The sequence below is a fragment of the Geobacillus sp. DSP4a genome (assembly GCF_013096875.1).
GTDB lineage: Bacteria > Bacillota > Bacilli > Bacillales > Anoxybacillaceae > Geobacillus > Geobacillus thermophilus.
Genome location: NZ_SDLD01000051.1, coordinates 1 through 17,714, shown reverse-complemented (window position 1 = coordinate 17,714; position 17,714 = coordinate 1). Strand labels below are relative to the sequence as shown.

Genomic DNA, 17,714 nt, shown 5'->3' with positions numbered 1-17,714 from the left:
ATCTTAAAGAAAAGTAAAGCTGTAGACCTGAGTGTCTTATGCTCTAGCGGCGAAGTGGACACGCCTCAAAGAATAAGGATTGCTTGAAGCAGTCAAACTTCTTTGGAAGCCCCCACTTCAAATTTTCGCTAGAAAATTAAGTGGGGGTAGTTCACGCCATATGGACAACAATGTTCTTGCTCCCTTTTTGCACACATATACATCATAAAGACAAGCGGATGACAAAAGAGGGGGGGGAGCGCCATGGCGCATTTCGGCTCGAAAGGATGGCTTGTGGCTGAGTTGAAAAAGGCGGGCATCGCCCGTCATCCGGTTGGACGGAAAAAAATTGAAACGTACAAGGCGGCGGAGCTGTACGGGCTGTACCGAAAATATGTGCAGAAAACATGCTGAACCGGATGAAGCGATCCGGCTTCTTTTTTGGGGTACAATAGTTATAAGGAAAGGCCGTGAAGCCTTGATATGTCAACATTTCTAGTGGGAGGAGGGAGGGCGCGCCTCTTTGGCCAGGAAAGCGATGAAGAAAAAACGGTTTACGGTAGCGGAAGGGGAAACGATCGCCGCCTGTTTAGCGCGAATGAAACAGGAAGGCTACCGCCCCATCCGCCGCATCGAGCAGCCAATTTTCCGCGAAGTGGAAACGAACGGCGAAACGATGGTTGAGCCGTGCGGGCGCATCATCGAATTTGAGGGGGTGCGCGATGAGCCGTAGCAACAGGTCGTTAGCACGGTTGCCCGCCGCCGCCAACGATTTGAGGCGTCGGCCATAGCGGCAAATGGCGAATGGGACGTTGCAGCCGGTTGTCCGGGTCGCTACAATAAAGAAGGGGAAAAATATAAAGAGAAGGAGATGACGCCATGATTCATCACACATGGGCGACCCGGCCGACGATCAAAAAAGTAAAGTGCGTTCACACGAACGCGGAAAAGTACATGGTCAGCAATGTATTGACGCCGGGCAAAGTATATGAAGTAAAAAACGAAACCGACGAGTTTTATTTTGTCATTGACAACAGCGGAAAAGTCGGCGGGTTTTACAAAGATTATTTTGAGGAAGTCAAATAATCGCGCCAATCACCAAGAAAAAACGGATGTCCAAAACAGGGCATCCGTTTTTTCGTTCAGCCGACGGCGCTTTGTTCTGCCGTCGGCGGTCCCACCCGACTTGCCGGCAACGTGATCGTCAATGTCGTCCCTTTTTGTACGGCGCTTTCGATCGTCCACGTTCCTCCCATTTGTTCGATGATTTTGACGGCGACCATCGCACCAAGCCCAGTGCCTTTTTCTTTTGTGCTGAAGTATGGCTCGCCGAAGCGGCGCACTTGTTCTTTCGTCATGCCAACGCCGTTGTCGGAAATGGTGATGACGACTGATGCCCCCCGGTTCTCGGCCGCAACATGGAGCGTGCCGCCGTTCGGCATCGCCTCAATGCTGTTTTTCAACAAGTTGAGAAAACACTGTTGGAAATATTGTACGTTTCCGATGACGACACCATGTTCGAGGGAAGAGGATACATGGATCGAATGCATATGCGCCATTGGCGTAATCATTTGCAGCACTTTCTGAAGCTGGGTGGCGACATCAATCGGCTCAGTCTCTTTTGGCGCCGGTTTGGCAAACGTCAAATAGTCGCGGATGATGGCTTCCGCCCGCTCGAGTTCCTCTAAGGCGATGCGAATGTAGCGCTCTTCGGTTTCGCGCGGCAGCCGACCCGTTTGCATCAGCTGGATGAACCCTTTGACGACCGTCAACGGGTTGCGGATTTCATGGGAAATGCTCGCTGCCATCTGGCTGACGATCTCCATTTTTTCCATCTTCATCAGCTCCGCCCGAGCGAGCTGCGCCTCATGAAGCGTCTCCATCAAATAGACAGCGAACATCATGACGAACGGCGGCATCATAATAAAATACACGATATATGGCTTCGTTACCGGAAAATCAGCAACAATCACGGCGACAAATGTCGTCAGCACCGCCAGCAAAAACGTCAGCCACAGCGCAGTCAGCAGCTTGCCGGACCGGGGCAGTTTCCGAAACAGCGGGGCGGCGGCGGCCGCTATGGCAAACATGATGGCGTAAACGATCAAGGTGAGCGGTTGAAATCCGTACAAAACGGTGCGTGCCAGCATCAAGACAACAAACAGCACCGCCCCAACTGCGCCGCCGCCATACAATGTTCCAAGCAAAAACGGAATTTGCCGGAAATCATGGACGCACAGCGGATCCATGTAAATCGGAAATTTCATGCACAACACGGCCGCCAACGCCAAACAAACCCCAAGCAGCGCCCGGCCATAGAGCGGGCGCTGCCGGATCGCTCGACTATGGTCATAAATAAAGGAAAAGGCAAAGATCGTGACCAAAATATAAAATAAGTTGTTCAAGGCGTGCTGGTTAATGTATAAACCGGCCATACGAAAAATCTCCTAACTGAATGGACCTTATCACCTTCCATTATAGCGAAAAGAGATTGAAAGAAAAATATGCATTGGCTATGTCCGATCTTTCGGCAGCCAAACCGCCAAGGCGCCAAACAGCGGCAGCGAGCGTAAACGAAGCCGCCGTCGAGCGCAAAATCGGAAAGAGCGCCGGGATGACCGCCTGCATCGCATCGTTCAAAAAGTGGCCGAGGCTGATGCGAACAAAATCGGGTAGACGGTCATGCTGACGGCGCTTGTTCGTTCCGTATGAACCCCCATCGTTCTCCCCCGTTCCAACCATAGATTTTAATATGGCTAAATTATACTTGATCCTTGCCACCAGAGAAAGCCCCATTTCCCAGCGTGAGCGCAGGCAAGAGGGCGCTTCATTTTTGTCTTTTCAATCGCCAGCGCGGTAATTCAGCTTTTCTTTTCCAGATGCACTGATGACGAGCTCGACGTTTACGAATAGCGTGTTGTTATGGAGTGGGATGAGGCCGTTGATCTGATGTTTTTTCCAGAGATCCGGACGCTGGCGATACAGTTGCTCCGCTAGATTCAATATATCGATCTGTTGCTCTTTCCCAAGTTTATATAAGCGGTGGATTTCTTGTTTCACCGTTTGTTCCGCCAGTTTGGTCAGTTGTTTTCGTGAGAGCGGTTCACGCAGTTCGAGGAGATTTCCTTGCGCCTTGACGTTTACAGTAAAAGCATACTTTCCGTTCTTCACGTCGACCGACCACTTCGTTGTTGGATTATGGACGATTAGGGAGGCAACGGTTTTCTCTTTTTGCTTGACATAAATCGGGGTGCGCCGAACGTCCTGCTCCAACCAACGAAGCCCTTGCAAATCGGAACGGCCCTCGCATCCTTGCAGGCGGTAATCGTGAAGAAAACAAATGCCGGATATAGCCAACATTTGTTTTGGCTTCTTATTTTCCACCCAACGATTGTCTTCAATTGTTAAATAAGGGAGTCTAGCTACATCAGCTTTTTCATCCATCGCAGCAATCAATCGGCTGAGCCGGATCGGGCGGATAAACGAACTTTGCTGGAAGATTTCCTCAGGATTGGACAACAGTGAATAATATGAGGAAGCATTGAGCAACGGTGTTGCTTGAAATAAGTCGGAAATCGGCTCATCGGTCGCGTACACCCACGCCGTATGGCGAATTTCATTGTAACGGTTCAGCACGTCGATCACATCGGCCACGATGCCTTTTTGCAAGGCCCGTTTCGTAAAGACAATGCTTTTTACATGGCCCCATGACACCCTTTGTTGAATGGAAGGATAGATTTTGTCGGTCGCGATATTAAACGTTTCGCCAGCGGCTTTGCCGACGGAAATCGCCGCTTTTTCTCTGCCGCCCCCCGCTTCGACTTTGGCAAGGGCGGTGAAATCGATCAATTGCACGTAGGCGATTACTTGGCCATCTTTGTAGTCGATCCCGATTGAATGAATGTAGACAATGTGATCGATGTTGCGTGTGTCCCAGCAACCGCCAAGCAGCATGATAGAGGCGATGATGGGAATGACTCGCTTCCTCATTTTCGTTCCCTCTCTTTTGCAATGAGATCATTTGGACGGACAATGCGGTCGCGCGTGCGGAACTGCTTCCATGTGCTCGGGATAAACACTTTCCCGATATCTTTGGACGGCGGCGCCAGCGGCGTCAAGTACGGAACGCCGCAGGTGCGCAAGTTGACTGCATAAGTCAAGATGAAAAACAGCGACAGAATGAAGCCAAACAGGCCAAGAACGGTGGAAGCCGTCAGGACAATAAAGCGCAGCAAGGTGACGCTTCCGGCCATATTTTGATTGACGAGCGTGAATGTCGAGATGACGGAAATGGCGGCGATGACGAGTGTGGCCGGGGGGGCAAGCCCGGCGTTGATCGCCGCCTGGCCGATGATTAAGCCGCCGACGACGGACAGCGTCTGCCCGATGGCGATTGGCAGACGCATCCCGGCTTCCTTAAACACCTCAAACAAAATCATCATCACAAACATCTCCAGCGGCACTGGAAGCGGCACTCCTTGGCGCGACAAAATGAGCGTCGCCAATAAGGTGAACGGCAGCTGATCCGGATGGAACGACGTCAAGGCGACCCAGGCGCCCGGCAAATAAATGGCGACCGAAGTGCCGACGAGCCGAAGCAGGCGCTGAAATACGACAAACAAGAAAAACGTGTTGTTATCTTCCGACGTGTTCAGCAAAAACGTTAAATTGCCCGGGCCGATCAAGGCGGTCGGCGCCCCGTCGACCAAGATGATAAAACGGCCGTTGAGGAGCGAATTGACGGCAAAATCGGGCCGCCCGGTATAACCGAACATCGGGAACAAAGAAAACCGGGTGTCAGACAACCACTCCTCAATTTGATTGGTGCTTGTCACCGAGTCGATGTACAAACTGAGCAGACGGCTTCTCACCTCATCGATGATGGTCGTGTTGGCAATATCATCGACATAAAGGAGCCCGACTTTTGTCTGGCTGCGCGTGCCGATGACAAACGGTTCATAGACGAGCCGGTGCGAGCGCAGCCGCTTGCGGATGAGCGCCACGTTTTTGCTGATTTCTTCAATAAATCCATCTTTGGGTCCACGGATCGATACTTCCGTGTTCGGCTCTTCCGGATCGCGGTTTGGCGGGCTGGCGAGCGGCATCGTGTACAAGACATCGGCTTCGTGAAAATAAATGAGCAAATCACCGCTAAACAGCTTGAAGTTGAGATCATCGATCCGCACTTCTTTTCCCATATACTCAAGCGCCGCCGGTTTGCGGGCCTCGATGTCGGCGGCCGAAAAGCATGGATGGTGTTCGCACAGCTCGCGGAACATCGGATAAATGGCCTTTTGCAGCATTTGCGTATCGCACAGTTCTTCACAATAAATAAACAGCAAGTGCACCACAGCCGCCGAGCCGTCAGGCAAAGAGGATGGAATCGCGGCTTCCGTCATGATGACGTCCGGGCATTTGGCGTACATCGTGCGCAACGCCTCTTCGGAGATGATGACGGTCTCGAGCCCTGTGTAATCGTCTTTCAACCGCTTGCCTTCGGCGGCGCGCATGGGTCGTTTCATCATGTCATCCCTCTTTTCTTTTTTCGGTATGCCAACAAAGCGAAACCACTTAACACAACGGACAGCGCAAGACTAAACAGCAGCGATGCCGGCAGCACCCCATGTTTGACAAAATACAAAAACTGTTCATCGCTGACCGGCGCCAGCGCCGCCAATGTGATCGCCAAGTAGAGGACAATGAGCACCCAACGGCGGGTTTGCGGATGGCGGATCGGAAACAATTCCACAATCAGCGCTGTCGATAAGGAGATGCGGATAAAGGCGCCGGACAGCCATTGATAGACCGACAGAAAGTCCACATGCTCAATGTACGTCCCTAAACTGACCATCCGCCATTGCTCAAACGCCGGATAGCGAAGGCGCGTCGCCTGCTCGGGGCCAAATTCGGTGATGGCGCCAATCGTCGGCCCGATGCTCAGCCCGGCTGTGAAAACAGCGATGGCGGCAAGCGCCTTCCATGAAAATGGGCGAGGCAGGCGATGGGAGAGAAACAATAGAACGATCACTTCCACATATCCCGCTCCGGCGTACATCATGCCGTTGAGCACAGGTCCAACACCATGTTCAAGCGTTGGTCTGAGCAGTGAATAATCTTTATGAGGCGTGGTCGAGAGCATAACGAAAAAACCAAACACGATGACGAACGGGCAAATGATCATGGAAGTGTTGGCAATCGAGTCGATGCCTTGGTACGAGTTATAAAAACAAACGGCCACGATGACCAAAATCAGCGCCCATCTCGGCGTCGCCGTCAAATAAGAGGTGGTGGTGAACGTGACCGTATCGTTTAACGTGACAAAACTATGAAGAAGCAAGAATGCGCTGCTGACACCGGCCATCGCATAAGCAGCCGCGCTCGAAAATCGGGCCTTGAGCCAGTCAAACAGCCGCTCGCCGTTCAGTTGTCGGATGGTGAAATAAAGCAGCGGCAGCCAGAGGAGCAAACCTCCCAACGCTCCCAAGGCGGCGACCCACGCATCGCGGTGGGCGGCCTCAAGCATAAAGGGGATGATGATGACATGATTCATCAGCCCGACTGACAGCATGACCATGAATAACAATTGCAGGGCGCTAAGCGGCTGTCCGTTCATCATGGATCCCTTTCTTTCCATGCAATCTCCAAAGGGCGGGGGATGTAGGGCAAAAGGCTGCTGATTCCAGAAACCTTGCTGAACCGGCTTCTTTTCTGATGAAATGCCGCTGATTGGCTTTCTAAAACGATAGTGTTTCCAGTCCAGGGGAATTTATCCGTTCCAACGGCAAACCAACAGTGAAACTTCTCAGGCGGCAGGGGGCACAATACAGGGAAGAAAGGGCGAACATCAACGGCATGCAAGGGGGGCGCAGCATGAAATGGCTTCATTTGACGATCGGCGTGAAGATTTCCAGCTGCCGCCCCACCCGGTGTATGTCCCGGTGACGCTGATCCGCGATGGCCAGCTGTTGGCAGACGAATTAGCGGAGCTTGGGAAAACAGAGCAATGGCTGGCCGCCAAACTGCAAAAACAAGGAATTGCCTCGCCAAAAGACGTGTTGATCGCCGAGTGGCTCGAAGGAGATGGGCTGTTTGTTCAGACGTATCAGCCCGCCGAGCGGCAACGGTCAACGCGGCGGCAAACGGCGCCGGAATGAGATGAAGAAAGAATCCGGGAATGGATTCTTTCTTTATTTTGGAAAAAACTCTTGCCTTTCTTCTGTTTTATGTGTACTATTAGTTATAGTACGGTTGTGACAATGAGAGGAGGAGGGGAGATGTTTGAGCTTGATATCCGTAGTCGCCAGCCGATTTACGAACAACTGATTGACAAAATGAAAGAAATGATCGTCCGCGAACTATGGCAGCCGCACGATCAGCTGCCATCGGTCAGGACGATGGCGAAACAGCTGATGGTGAATCCGAACACGATTCAAAAAGCGTACCGCGAACTGGAACGCGACGGCTGGATTTATTCGATTCCAGGGAAAGGCAGCTTCGTTGCCCCGCGCTCGAAAGAACCAAACATCGAGGCGATCGCTGCGGTCCGTGAGCAGTTTGTCCGCCTTGTCAAGGAAGCACGGTTTTTAGGGGTGACAAATGAGCAGTTATGGCAATGGATTCGAGAAGGGGAGAAAGAGGAGGGAGAATCGTGATTCAACTTGTGGACGTGACGAAAATGTTTGATCGATTTGCCGCTGTCAAGGGCGCGAACATGATGGTGCCAAAAGGAGCGATTTACGGGTTGCTCGGCCCGAACGGCGCCGGAAAAACGACGCTGCTAAAGATGATGGCCGGCATTCTCCGCCAAGATCGCGGAACGATTGCAGTGGACGGGGAGGATGTGTGGGAAAATGTCCGCATCAAGCAACGCCTTTTGTTTTTGCCGGACTTTGTCTACTTTTTTCCGCACGCGACGATTCGACAAATGGCGGATTTTTACGAGCAACTGTACCCGTCGTTCAGCCGCGGGCGGTTTATGGAATTGCAGTCCGTCTTTGCGCTTGATCCAAACAAAAAGATTCAGCAGTTTTCCAAAGGCATGCAGCGCCAGGCGGCGTTTTGGCTTGCTTTTTCCGTCCGGCCGGACGTGCTTATTATGGATGAGCCGCTTGATGGGCTCGACGTATTCGTCCGTCGCCATGTGAAACAGCTGTTAATCGATGAAGTAGTAGAACGGGAAATGACCGTTGTCATCTCGTCACACAATTTGCGCGAACTCGAAGATTTATGCGACATCGTCGGACTGATGGCGCACGGTGTGGTGCAGCTCGAGCGCGATTTGGACGAGCTGCGCGCGGGGATGCATAAGCTGCAAGCCGCCTTTCGCGGCGGGTTTCCGAGCGAGTTGGCCGAACGGCTTGACATCGTGCATCGCGAGGAGCGCGGCAGCATCGTTCTTCTTATTGTCCGCGGGGAAAAGCGGCGCATAGAGGAGACGGTCCGCGCATTTCATCCTCTCATCCTTGATGTGCTGCCGCTGTCGCTTGAAGAAATTTTTATGTATGAAATGGGGGGCGATGCTCATGTCCGTGAAACAGTGGTCGGCTAACCGCGCCATGTGGGGGCAAAATCTTCGTCAAATCGGCTGGATTGCCATCATTCACTGGCTGCTATGGCTGGCTGCGATTGTGCTGCCGATGGCGCTCGCGTATTCTCAATATGACCCAAAGGTCGGCAATATTCCGCAATGGTACAGTGTGTATGATATAGCCAATGGAATGGAAGCGCTGTGCGCTTGGCTCGTTCCGATTTTGGCGGCGGCCGGCGTGGTTCGCTATATGCATGAGAAACGGTCGGCTGATTTCATCCATAGCTTGCCCATCCGCCGCACCGAACTGCTTGCCGGGCAGATGTTTATTGGATGGCTCTTTTTGGCGGTTCCGCTCGTGTTGACCGCCTTGGTTGCGATCGGATGTCTGTACGGACTTGATCTCCCGTGGCCGATTGGAGCGGGGGATGTGGGACGATGGCTTGGCGAGACGCTTGTCGTAGAGACGGTGATTTTTGCGCTAGGTGTCATGGTCGGCGTGCTCGTCGGCCAATCGATCGTTCATATTGTGTTAACGAATATTGCTCTCTTTTTTCCGACAGGCATCATGGTGCTGCTGTTTAGCAATTTGCCGTTATGGTTGTATGGATTCCCCGATGGGTACTATTTATCGGGAAATCTGATGGATTGGGCGCTGCCGATTCGTTATGCGATGCTGACGGATCAGGCGATGAGCGCGGGGGAAGCCGGACTGTTGCTGCTGTTGTCGCTTCTGTTTTTCGGGGTGTCCATTTGGTTGTACGAGCGGCGGCCGACGGAAGCGGCCGGACAGGCGCTCGCCTTTTCAGTGCTTCGCCCGCTGTTTGTGTATGGAGTGGCGCTTTGCATGTGCTTGACCGGCGGGTTCTACTTTGGACAAGTCCAACGGCAGTGGGGATGGATCATCTTTGGGTATGTTGCGTTTTCGCTTATCGGGTATGCCGTTGCGCAAATGGTCGTGATGAAAACATGGCGTGTTTTTCATAAATGGAAAGGGTATATCGCCTTTGCCGCTGTGATGTCGGTCTTATTTTTGACTGTGCGCCTTGATCCGGTTGGATATGTGAGACACGTTCCGAATTTGTCCGATATTGAGAAAGTCTATTTCGGCCAGTCGGTGATGAATTGGCAAAATCCTAACTTGATGGAAAGAGAGTTTGAAGCATTCGATCAGTTTTTGCGCACGAAGGACAACATCAAAGCTGTCAGGGCGCTTCATGCGCAGCTTGTGCACGATCAGCCGCTCCCGTCACGTTTTGGCAACGTCCGGCCGATTGTGATCGGGTATGTGCTCAAAGACGGCACGCGTCTCCTCCGCCGCTACGAAGTGCCGATTGAACCGTACATGCTGTATTTTCAGCGCATCATGGGCTCAAAAGAATATAAGCAGCAATATTATTTGTTGCTTCGCCCAAGCGGCTATGCGCCGATCCGCCAAGTGACGATCCGCAATGTCGAAACGGGGCGTCCGGTGGTCGTGCTTGCCGATCCGAAGGAGATTGAGTCGTTTGTCCAGGCGCTCAAACAAGATTTGTGGAATGAGCCGGTGGAGGACATCATCGGCGGGGGGAGCACATGGCAGGGGGATATTGAATTGCTGCAAAGCGACGGCGATTCGTTTACCGTTCCCTTATCTTCACACAGCACCCATGTTCGCGAGTGGTTGCAACAACAGCATCATTGGGAGCAAATACAGAAAAGGTAACGCCCGATGAAGAGGAAAGGTGTCCCGTTGCTTTTGGGGCACCTTCCTCTTTTTGCCCCCGGCTGTTGGTCAAGACGTTTTGTTTTTTCGTTTCCACATCCAAACGTTCAATAGATCGAGCAATAGTGAAAGGACGAACAATGAGAAAATAAACAGTTCTGGTGCCTTCATTACTCGAAATGGGTTCAGCACGATATGCAACGATTGATGCAAGGTCATCCCCATCAACTGATCCATGCTTACCATCGTTCCTATGGCGAGCAAGGCAAACATCAGCCAAACAACAATTAGTTTCATGGTGTTCCACCTGCTGTTTTTCTTTAGTTTTTTCTATTGATCCAAAAGCGATTCACGGGCGTATGTCCTCCCGATTTCGTGTCCATAATGAGGGATAAAAAGGAAGCGGAGTGAGGAGGAAAAACATGCTGTTTCAATGGGGAATGGGCCGACAAAAAAAGCAGATCAATGACAGGGTGAAACAAGAAGGACCGGACCATAGCGGCGAGGCGGCGGACGTCCCGCAAGAGCCGATGTCAGCTGAATTAGCCGTCAACCTTGACATCATCCGCCAAACGACTGGACAAAGCAGCGATGTTGTCATCCGCCGGTTTTCGCTTGGCCAAGAGAGGCAAATCAAAGCAGCCATCGTCTTTGTGGATGGCCTTGTTGACGAAAAACATGTGTACGAGTTTTTGCTGACGCCGTTGCTGGAGGCGTCATTTCCACTGTCATTAACAGAAAAAGAATCGTTTCCGTGGATCGAACAAAAGTTGGCCGCGGTGGGCGGTGTGAAGCATGTCGTCGATTGGGAACACCTGTTTTTGGAGCTGTTTTCCGGAGAGACCATCATCTTGTTGGATGGGGTGCCGTCCGCTGTCAGCGCCAGCACCAAAGGCGGCCAATATCGTGCAATCGAGGAGCCACAGACGCAACTCGCCGTCCGCGGGCCGCGCGAGGGATTTACGGAGTCGTTGCGCGCAAACACCGCGATGATCCGCCGCCGCATTAAAAATCCCAATCTTTGGCTGGAAACGATGCAAATCGGCACCGTGACGCAAACGGATGTCGCGATCATGTACATCAAAGGCATTGCCAATGACGAGGTTATCGAGGAAGTGAGAGCGCGCCTGCGCCGCATTGATACGGACAGCGTGCTTGAGTCCGGTTATATTGAACAGTTAATCGAAGATCAAACGTTTACGACATTTCCGACGATCTACCATACCGAGCGTCCCGATGTGGTGGCGGCGAATTTGCTGGAGGGGCGGATTGCGATTTTGATTCAGGGGACGCCGTTTATCCTGATTGTGCCGGCTTTGTTTATCCAATTTTTTCAAGCGGTAGAGGATTATTATGCCCGTTTTGATATCGCCACTGCTCTTCGCTTTTTGCGCGTATTGATTTTTTTTCTCTCGCTCGTCGCGCCCTCTATTTATATTGCTGCGATGACGTTTCATCAAGAAATGATCCCGACCCAGCTCGTCATCGCCATTGCCGCCCAGCGTGAGGCTGTGCCGTTTCCCGCTTTTGTCGAGGCATTAATCATGGAAGTGACATTTGAGATTTTGCGCGAAGCGGGGATTCGGCTGCCGCGTGCGGTCGGACAGGCGGTGTCGATTGTCGGGGCGCTTGTCATCGGTGAGGTGGCGATCGCTGCCGGTTTTGTTTCATCGGCCATGGTCATCGTTGTCTCGCTCACCGCGATTGCCAGCTTTGCCACGCCGTCGTTTGCCATCGCCATCTCAGCCCGCCTCATCCGCTTTGGGTTGATGTTTTTAGCGGCGATGTTCGGGTTTTATGGCATTATAATGGGTCTGCTGGTCATGATTCTCCATTTATGCAGCTTGCGCTCGTTTGGCATGCCATACATGTCGCCGCTTGCTCCATTTATTTCAACCAATGTAGGCGATACCCTGTTTCGGATTCCGACATGGATGTACCGCGAGCGGCCGCGCCTGATTAACCAGAAAAATATCATTCGCCAATCGGGGGATCAGAAACCGAAGCCTCCGGCACCAACACGCCGGGAAAAGGAGGATGGATCATGAAACGACCTATCGCCATGTTTGTGTCCTTTTTTGTTTGTGCGGTGCTGCTGGCTGGCTGTTGGAGTAAAAAAGAGTTAACCGATTTGGGCGTTGTCATTGCCGTCGGCCTCGATAAAACAAAAGACGGCAGATATTTGGCCTCGTTTCAAATCGTCAACCCGGGCAACGTTGCGGGGGCGCTCCAACGAGGAGGCGGAGCGGGCGGCGTGCCCGTCTCCATTTATACGTCGACCGGAGACACGTTGGTCGAGGCAATCCGGAAAGCCTCGAAAAAGCTGTCGCGCATCCTGTATTACGCTCATACCAACTTGGTGGTCATCGGCGAAGAAGTGGCGCGCCAAGGGTTGAATGGCGTATTCGATGCGATGGAACGGAGTCACGAGTTTCGGACGACAGCGCGGCTGGTTATTGCTCATGGCCACTCAGCGAAAGAGGTGTTAAGCGTATTAACACCGATTGACAAAATTTCCGCCAATAAAATTATTAAGACGTTGGAGTTTTCCGAGATGTCCTGGGGGCATTCAATCAACACTGATGTCTGGGGGGCGATTCGTGGTTTGACATCTTCAGGAAGAAATACAGTCGTGACGGGTGTTGTCATTGAAGGAAACCCACAGCAGGGCAAACGGCAAACAAACGTTCAATCCTCTGTGCCAGATGCTCGCATCAGCTTGGATGGACTGGCGTTATTTAAAAAAGACCGTCTTGTTCGCTGGGTGAACGGCTCAACGGAACGAGGCGTGCTTTGGGTGTTGGATCGAATCAAACAAACGAATATTACGATCCCCTGGAAAGGAAAAAAAGAAGCGATTGGTTATCAAACGATGGGAGTGACAACGGGGTTAAAAGTGAAATTGAAAAACGGCCAGCCTTCCATTTTGGTTCATATCCAAACAGAAGGGGATATCAGTGAGACGTACGTCCCGATCAATTTGGCTGATTACCGATTATTGTTTCAATTGGAAAAGGCGATTGGCCGGGAAATTGAACGGGAAGTGAAACAGGCGATTGAAACGGCCCAGCATGAAAAAACGGATGTTTTTGGTTTTGGCGAGGCGGTGCATCGCGCCGATCCCCTCTTATGGAAGAGAATCAAAAAAGAGTGGGATGACCGCTATTTCCCTCATCTTCGGGTGACAGTAAAAGTGGATGCTTCCATTCGACGCACGGGATTGCGGAATACGCCATATATCAAATAAGCGTTTTCGGCTCAAAAACTTGGATACGGTGGAGTGAGGAGCGATGGAGCGAGATGGAACATAGCAAAATCAATGTGCGCCAGCTGTTTGTCCTGATTGTGTTGTTTGAGCATGGCAGTGCGATGGTCATTCCACTCGGCGTCAGCGCCAAGCAAGATATGTGGATCGCCATTTTGCTCGGTCTGGCGCTTGGGCTGTTGCTGATTTTGGTTTATGAGCGTTTGTTTCATTATTATCCCGATCAGCCGCTGACTTCCTATGTGACACATATCGTCGGCAAGCCGCTCGGCAAGGTGTTGGCAGTTCTCTATATTACCTATTTTTTCTATATCGCCGCCCGTGTGTTGCGTGATTTTGGCGAACTGTTGCTCACGTTTGCCTATCCGGAAACGCCGCTGTTTGTTTTGAATGTCCTTATGGCCATGACGGTCATGTACAGCGCCTATAAAGGCATTGAAGTATTGGCGCGCACCGGCGAACTGCTTTATACGTTGTTGCAAATACTGGCGGTTGTCGGATTCATCTTAGTTATCGCTTCCGGAGTTGTTGATCTCACCCAGCTCCAACCAGTGTTAGAGGAAGGGTGGAAACGGGTGTGGAAAACGGTGTTCACGGAAACGTTGTACGTGCCGTTTGGCGAAATGATCGTGTTTACCATGCTGTTTCCATACTTGAATCGTCCGGAAAAAGCGCGGCGGGCCGCCGTTGCCGGGATGGTGTTGACCGGGATCAACCTGGCGATCATTATGGCCGTTAATACGGCCGTCTTGGGAGCTGATACGGTGTCACGTTCATCGTTTCCGTTGCTCGATACGATCCGCCGCATTCAAGTCGCTCACTTTTTAGAGCGGCTTGATATCTTTTTTATGGTCGCTCTAGTGATCGGGTGGTTTTTCAAAGTCTCCATCTTTTTTTATGCCGGCGTCGTGGGGGTGGCTCATGTATTCGGGTTTTCGAACCACCAGCGGCTTGTTTATGCGTTTGGGGCGCTTGTCTTATTGTGGTCGGTGGCGATGGCCAGCAACTACTGGGAACATATTCATGAAGGATTAAAGATTGTCACGCTCTATCTGCACATCCCGATGCAAATCATCATTCCGGTGCTCTTGCTTGTGATTGCGGCGATTCGCCGGCGGTTTGGATCATCGGCAAAATAAGAAAAACGGACTAGAAGATTTCTGCGCCAGCGAGCAGGAAAATTAACAAAAGACCGCGAATACCAACAATAATCTGTTCCCAATGGGAACAATGGGCGAAATGTGGTGCTGAACATGCAACCCGAAGGCGGGGTGGAAACAACCCGGCGCCGATGCGCGTGTTTGTTTCGGGAAGCCGGTGTCAGCTAAAAGCGATGGATGTTGATTATAACAAAAAAGGGTTGAACGATGGTGAAGGCGAAAGTACAGGCGATCGATCAGCTAGATGCGGAACAGTTGGGCAGCGGCATGGTGATGACCGACCATCAACTTTTGATTGTTGCGGTCAGCGAGCTGACGCCAAGATGGCTCGGATTTGCCAAACATGAATTAGTCGGGCAGCCGGTCGATGTTCTGTTTTCAGCCGAGTGGTCGGCCGCGTTGTTAGATGGCATCGCCGAGGCGGTAAAAAAGGACGGGTGTTGGCAAGGAGAAGCGCGCCATGTAGCGAAAAGCGGGAAAGCCTATACGAGTTGGATGAACGTCTATCGGCTATCAGGCAGCGAAGGAGAATGGCTCGTTTGGCATTTTGTTGAACAAACCGCTATGCCTCCGGCTGATCGACCGACGCCGTCTGAGTGGCTCGGGGTCATTTGCGATTCCGCCCCGTTTGCGGTTGTTCCGGTGGCGGCGGACGGAACCGTGCAAGATTGGGGGCTTAGTGCCGAGCGGCTGTTTGGGCGTCGAAAAGAAGAGGCGGTCGGCCGCCTGATATGGTCGCTCTTTCGCTGCGGCAGCCAAACATGGCTTCCGTTTTCTCCCCAAGAGCAGCGATGCGGCGAAGGGATGGTGCAGCGTCCGGACGGCACGTCCGTCAATGTCGCCTATACGGTCATTCCCGTGCTTCAGGGGGACGGATATATCGTCCTTGTCGAAGACGAGACGAAGCAAAAGCAGAAAGAGGCGGAGCGGCGGCGCCAAATCGAGCTGGCGAAAAAAATTCAGCACAACTTGTTGACGCCGCTCATTCAAAACGAGGCGGTGACGATGGATGCCGTCTATATTCCATCCGATGATTTGTCAGGCGATATTTACGCTTGCTATCAAATCGACCTGTACCGCTACGGGGTGATCGTCATCGATGTGATGGGACACGGCATTTCGTCAGCCTTGGTGAGCATGCTGCTTCGCTCGCTTTTGCGCGGGTTGATCGTGCGCGTCATCGACCCGGTCTCGGTGGCGAGCGAACTGGAAAAGCATGTGCAAACGTTGTTTCCTGATGAGGCCAACGACATCCGTCACCTGTTTTCCATGATTTATTTAGTGATTGACACGAAAGAGCGAAAAATTGAATATACGAACGCCGGCCATCCGGCTGGGCTGCTCGTGTTTGACGATGGAAGCGTCCATGAGTTGGACAAAGGCGGTTTGGCGATTGGCAGCCCGTTTTCCTTGCCGTTTGAAAAAGGGGTGATTCATTACGACAAGCGGGCCCGCCTCCTTTTGTATACAGACGGCATTTTAGAGGAGATCGACCCGTCGATTTTGCAAAGCATTGAAAAAATTCGCTTATGTACGCAAATGTGCCGCCATTTGCCGGATAAACGCTTCCTCGAGCGTTTAATCAGCCAAGGTCCGCCGCTCGTCAGCCCTTCCGACGACATTTGCTTATTGTCCATCACGGTTCATGGATAGGCGGGGCGCTTGGTAGTGTGTGAATGGATCGTGCGCTGCCGGGCGGACGAGGAAGCGGTTTTGGTTTGCCATCTCCTTGCGGAGCAGGCTGCTTCGTTGTTTGCTGTCCGTGATGCGGAATTGTTTGTGTTGGCGGTGCATGAAGCGGTCGTCAATGCCGTCAAAGCGGTTCAACGGGCGGGGATGGAGGCGGGGACGATTTCGCTCTCCTTTTTCGTCACAAGCGCTGATGTGGCCGTGGCGGTTGAGGATGAGGGCGGCGGCGTTCCGGCGGAAGTGATCGAGCAGCTTGATCAAATGACGCTCTCTGATGTATTGCTCGCCGAATCGGGACGAGGGTTGCTATTCATCCGAGAAATTATGGATGACGTTATGTGGGTTGAGCAAAAGGGCGGCCGTCGGATGCTTGTCATGAAAATGAGCCGAAACGCAACATAACTGGCTTTGGTGCAAGGACGCATCCATATGATCGAAACGAATGCGGGTGGTGGCGGGGGCAGGGCATGGCTGGTCACGATAGGGGGATACAATGAAACAGCATCGGTTGTCGTTTGAATTGGAAATGGTTGTAGAACGCGCATACGAATGCATCAAGCTAACTGGACGGCTCGCCTATGATACGCAGCTCGCGGCGGAACAAAAGCTGGCGACGGCGGTGGCTGCTGTCAAGCGCCGCCTTGTCGTTGTCGACGTGAGCGGCCTTCGATTTTTGGACAGTACTGGATTAGCGCTCCTTGTCCGCTTTTTTAAGCAAATCGTCAGCGAAAGCCGCGCCATGGCCATCGTCGTCCGGGATAACGCCGCTATCGAAAAGATTTTGCGGATGGCCAAGCTCGACCGGCTGTTGCCGATCGTTGGCGATGAACAACAGCTGTTGTCCCTTGCGCCGCCAAGCTCTTTCGACCATATGAGCCAGGAGGCGCTTTATTCGGCATGGCGTCAGCGTTCGTCATAGACATGGCTCTCATGCCGAATCAACTGGAAGATTTCACATTTCGCTGGCCCAAAAGCGTGTCGTCTATTTTTCCGACTGCTGAAGGCAAGCCACAGGCTTGCCTTCGTCGCGCCAAGGTGTGACGGAAGACGGAATAACCACCTGCTTCCCAGACCCATGCATGGGTCTGGAAGCGGTGTTGTTCAGTCACCCGCCAGTCGGGCATCTCGATCGAAACGACTGAACAGACCAGTTGTTCCCCTATTGCCGCCGATGGCCCCCGAGCGATGAGACATTCGTTCGGGGGTTTTGTTCCTCTTGGCCGGGAGCATCCCTGCTTCTGCAAATGCATTCTCATTGTCAAGTGAACTACCCCCACTTAATTTTCTAGCGAAAATTTGAAGTGGGGGCTTCCAAAGAAGTTTGACTGCTTCAAGCAATCCTTATTCTTTGAGGCGTGTCCACTTCGCCGCTAGAGCATAAGACACTCA

The 17,714-nt window shown here is 52.2% G+C and carries 18 protein-coding genes and 1 pseudogene; 13 read left to right on the top strand and 6 right to left on the bottom strand.

Features of this window, described 5'->3' with window-relative positions:
• The first annotated feature begins 243 nt into the window (after nucleotides 1–243).
• The 3 genes from ETC02_RS14535 (at nucleotide 244) to ETC02_RS14525 (ending at nucleotide 1,065) form a co-directional block, all read left to right on the top strand.
• On the top strand, nucleotides 244–393 hold the full coding sequence (locus tag ETC02_RS14535) for a YflJ family protein (RefSeq protein ID WP_011231104.1): 150 nt from the start codon (nucleotides 244–246) through the stop codon (nucleotides 391–393).
• Between the two features lie 124 nt (nucleotides 394–517).
• The gene (locus ETC02_RS14530; RefSeq protein WP_033015194.1) at nucleotides 518–712 is read left to right on the top strand and encodes an NETI motif-containing protein; all 195 of its coding nucleotides are present in this window, start codon (nucleotides 518–520) and stop codon (nucleotides 710–712) included.
• A gap of 146 nt (nucleotides 713–858) precedes the next feature.
• On the top strand, nucleotides 859–1,065 hold the full coding sequence (locus tag ETC02_RS14525; RefSeq protein WP_014195730.1) for a DUF6501 family protein: 207 nt from the start codon (nucleotides 859–861) through the stop codon (nucleotides 1,063–1,065).
• Between the two features lie 56 nt (nucleotides 1,066–1,121).
• On the opposite strand, the gene ETC02_RS14520 is transcribed toward ETC02_RS14525, so the two are convergent.
• The 5 genes and pseudogenes from ETC02_RS14520 to ETC02_RS14500 form a co-directional block, all read right to left on the bottom strand.
• Nucleotides 1,122–2,414 (bottom strand): sensor histidine kinase, encoded by a 1,293-nt coding sequence (locus ETC02_RS14520; RefSeq protein ID WP_171698379.1) that lies wholly within the window; start codon nucleotides 2,412–2,414, stop codon nucleotides 1,122–1,124.
• A 148-nt stretch (nucleotides 2,415–2,562) separates the two neighbouring features.
• A pseudogene (locus ETC02_RS17815) lies at nucleotides 2,563–2,699 on the bottom strand (MFS transporter); the annotation flags it as partial.
• Between the two features lie 121 nt (nucleotides 2,700–2,820).
• The gene (locus ETC02_RS14510; protein WP_100664350.1) at nucleotides 2,821–3,969 is read right to left on the bottom strand and encodes a Ger(x)C family spore germination protein; all 1,149 of its coding nucleotides are present in this window, start codon (nucleotides 3,967–3,969) and stop codon (nucleotides 2,821–2,823) included.
• A complete protein-coding gene (locus ETC02_RS14505; protein ID WP_171698378.1) occupies nucleotides 3,966–5,501 on the bottom strand; it encodes a spore germination protein in 1,536 nt (511 codons plus the stop codon). Before ETC02_RS14505 ends, ETC02_RS14510 begins: the two co-directional genes overlap by 4 nt.
• Nucleotides 5,501–6,592, bottom strand: coding sequence for a GerAB/ArcD/ProY family transporter (locus tag ETC02_RS14500; RefSeq protein WP_171698377.1), 1,092 nt, complete (start codon nucleotides 6,590–6,592; stop codon nucleotides 5,501–5,503). The genes ETC02_RS14505 and ETC02_RS14500 overlap by 1 nt, the downstream gene beginning before the upstream one ends.
• 262 nt (nucleotides 6,593–6,854) lie before the next feature.
• On the opposite strand from ETC02_RS14500, the gene ETC02_RS14495 reads away from it, so the two are divergent.
• The 4 genes from ETC02_RS14495 to ETC02_RS14480 all read left to right on the top strand — a co-directional run bounded on the left by ETC02_RS14495 (nucleotide 6,855) and on the right by ETC02_RS14480 (nucleotide 10,211).
• On the top strand, nucleotides 6,855–7,133 hold the full coding sequence (locus ETC02_RS14495; RefSeq protein ID WP_020754843.1) for a YetF domain-containing protein: 279 nt from the start codon (nucleotides 6,855–6,857) through the stop codon (nucleotides 7,131–7,133).
• A gap of 120 nt (nucleotides 7,134–7,253) precedes the next feature.
• Nucleotides 7,254–7,631 (top strand): GntR family transcriptional regulator, encoded by a 378-nt coding sequence (locus ETC02_RS14490; protein WP_171698376.1) that lies wholly within the window; start codon nucleotides 7,254–7,256, stop codon nucleotides 7,629–7,631.
• Nucleotides 7,628–8,527, top strand: coding sequence for an ABC transporter ATP-binding protein (locus tag ETC02_RS14485; protein WP_050367206.1), 900 nt, complete (start codon nucleotides 7,628–7,630; stop codon nucleotides 8,525–8,527). The genes ETC02_RS14490 and ETC02_RS14485 overlap by 4 nt, the downstream gene beginning before the upstream one ends.
• Entirely contained in the window at nucleotides 8,502–10,211 is a 1,710-nt protein-coding gene (locus ETC02_RS14480; RefSeq protein WP_171698375.1) for an ABC transporter permease, read from the top strand. Before ETC02_RS14485 ends, ETC02_RS14480 begins: the two co-directional genes overlap by 26 nt.
• A gap of 69 nt (nucleotides 10,212–10,280) precedes the next feature.
• Here the strand turns inward: ETC02_RS14480 and ETC02_RS14475 are convergent, their stop codons facing one another.
• Nucleotides 10,281–10,508: a YczF family membrane protein gene (locus tag ETC02_RS14475; RefSeq protein ID WP_021322398.1), complete on the bottom strand. Its 228-nt coding sequence runs from the start codon at nucleotides 10,506–10,508 to the stop codon at nucleotides 10,281–10,283.
• Nucleotides 10,509–10,633: 125 nt separating this feature from the next.
• Between ETC02_RS14475 and ETC02_RS14470 the strand changes: the two genes are divergently transcribed.
• The 6 genes from ETC02_RS14470 to ETC02_RS14445 all read left to right on the top strand — a co-directional run bounded on the left by ETC02_RS14470 (nucleotide 10,634) and on the right by ETC02_RS14445 (nucleotide 17,244).
• Nucleotides 10,634–12,259, top strand: a complete 1,626-nt coding sequence (locus ETC02_RS14470) for a spore germination protein (protein ID WP_050367207.1) — start codon at nucleotides 10,634–10,636, stop codon at nucleotides 12,257–12,259.
• A complete protein-coding gene (locus ETC02_RS14465; protein WP_171698374.1) occupies nucleotides 12,256–13,458 on the top strand; it encodes a Ger(x)C family spore germination protein in 1,203 nt (400 codons plus the stop codon). The genes ETC02_RS14470 and ETC02_RS14465 overlap by 4 nt, the downstream gene beginning before the upstream one ends.
• Before the next feature lie 53 nt (nucleotides 13,459–13,511).
• Nucleotides 13,512–14,615, top strand: coding sequence for a GerAB/ArcD/ProY family transporter (locus tag ETC02_RS14460; protein ID WP_171698373.1), 1,104 nt, complete (start codon nucleotides 13,512–13,514; stop codon nucleotides 14,613–14,615).
• A gap of 228 nt (nucleotides 14,616–14,843) precedes the next feature.
• Entirely contained in the window at nucleotides 14,844–16,289 is a 1,446-nt protein-coding gene (locus tag ETC02_RS14455; protein WP_171698372.1) for a SpoIIE family protein phosphatase, read from the top strand.
• 15 nt (nucleotides 16,290–16,304) lie between these two features.
• Nucleotides 16,305–16,727: an ATP-binding protein gene (locus tag ETC02_RS14450; protein ID WP_011231123.1), complete on the top strand. Its 423-nt coding sequence runs from the start codon at nucleotides 16,305–16,307 to the stop codon at nucleotides 16,725–16,727.
• A 91-nt stretch (nucleotides 16,728–16,818) separates the two neighbouring features.
• Nucleotides 16,819–17,244 (top strand): STAS domain-containing protein, encoded by a 426-nt coding sequence (locus tag ETC02_RS14445; RefSeq protein ID WP_033009992.1) that lies wholly within the window; start codon nucleotides 16,819–16,821, stop codon nucleotides 17,242–17,244.
• Nucleotides 17,245–17,714 lie beyond the last annotated feature (470 nt).

Bases quoted from the DNA above. Each gene is read 5' to 3' on its own strand.
- ETC02_RS14510 (WP_100664350.1), bottom strand. From the start codon at position 3,969: ATGAGGAAGCGAGTCATTCCCATCATCGCCTCTATCATGCTGCTTGGC.
- ETC02_RS14470 (WP_050367207.1), top strand. From the start codon at position 10,634: ATGCTGTTTCAATGGGGAATGGGCCGACAAAAAAAGCAGATCAATGAC.
- ETC02_RS14455 (WP_171698372.1), top strand. From the start codon at position 14,844: ATGGTGAAGGCGAAAGTACAGGCGATCGATCAGCTAGATGCGGAACAG.
- ETC02_RS14530 (WP_033015194.1), top strand. From the start codon at position 518: ATGAAGAAAAAACGGTTTACGGTAGCGGAAGGGGAAACGATCGCCGCC.
- ETC02_RS14480 (WP_171698375.1), top strand. From the start codon at position 8,502: ATGTCCGTGAAACAGTGGTCGGCTAACCGCGCCATGTGGGGGCAAAAT.
- ETC02_RS14520 (WP_171698379.1), bottom strand. From the start codon at position 2,414: ATGGCCGGTTTATACATTAACCAGCACGCCTTGAACAACTTATTTTAT.
- ETC02_RS14525 (WP_014195730.1), top strand. From the start codon at position 859: ATGATTCATCACACATGGGCGACCCGGCCGACGATCAAAAAAGTAAAG.
- ETC02_RS14490 (WP_171698376.1), top strand. From the start codon at position 7,254: ATGTTTGAGCTTGATATCCGTAGTCGCCAGCCGATTTACGAACAACTG.
- ETC02_RS14500 (WP_171698377.1), bottom strand. From the start codon at position 6,592: ATGAACGGACAGCCGCTTAGCGCCCTGCAATTGTTATTCATGGTCATG.
- ETC02_RS14495 (WP_020754843.1), top strand. From the start codon at position 6,855: ATGGCTTCATTTGACGATCGGCGTGAAGATTTCCAGCTGCCGCCCCAC.
- ETC02_RS14505 (WP_171698378.1), bottom strand. From the start codon at position 5,501: ATGAAACGACCCATGCGCGCCGCCGAAGGCAAGCGGTTGAAAGACGAT.
- ETC02_RS14460 (WP_171698373.1), top strand. From the start codon at position 13,512: ATGGAACATAGCAAAATCAATGTGCGCCAGCTGTTTGTCCTGATTGTG.
- ETC02_RS14535 (WP_011231104.1), top strand. From the start codon at position 244: ATGGCGCATTTCGGCTCGAAAGGATGGCTTGTGGCTGAGTTGAAAAAG.
- ETC02_RS14445 (WP_033009992.1), top strand. From the start codon at position 16,819: ATGAAACAGCATCGGTTGTCGTTTGAATTGGAAATGGTTGTAGAACGC.
- ETC02_RS14475 (WP_021322398.1), bottom strand. From the start codon at position 10,508: ATGAAACTAATTGTTGTTTGGCTGATGTTTGCCTTGCTCGCCATAGGA.
- ETC02_RS14465 (WP_171698374.1), top strand. From the start codon at position 12,256: ATGAAACGACCTATCGCCATGTTTGTGTCCTTTTTTGTTTGTGCGGTG.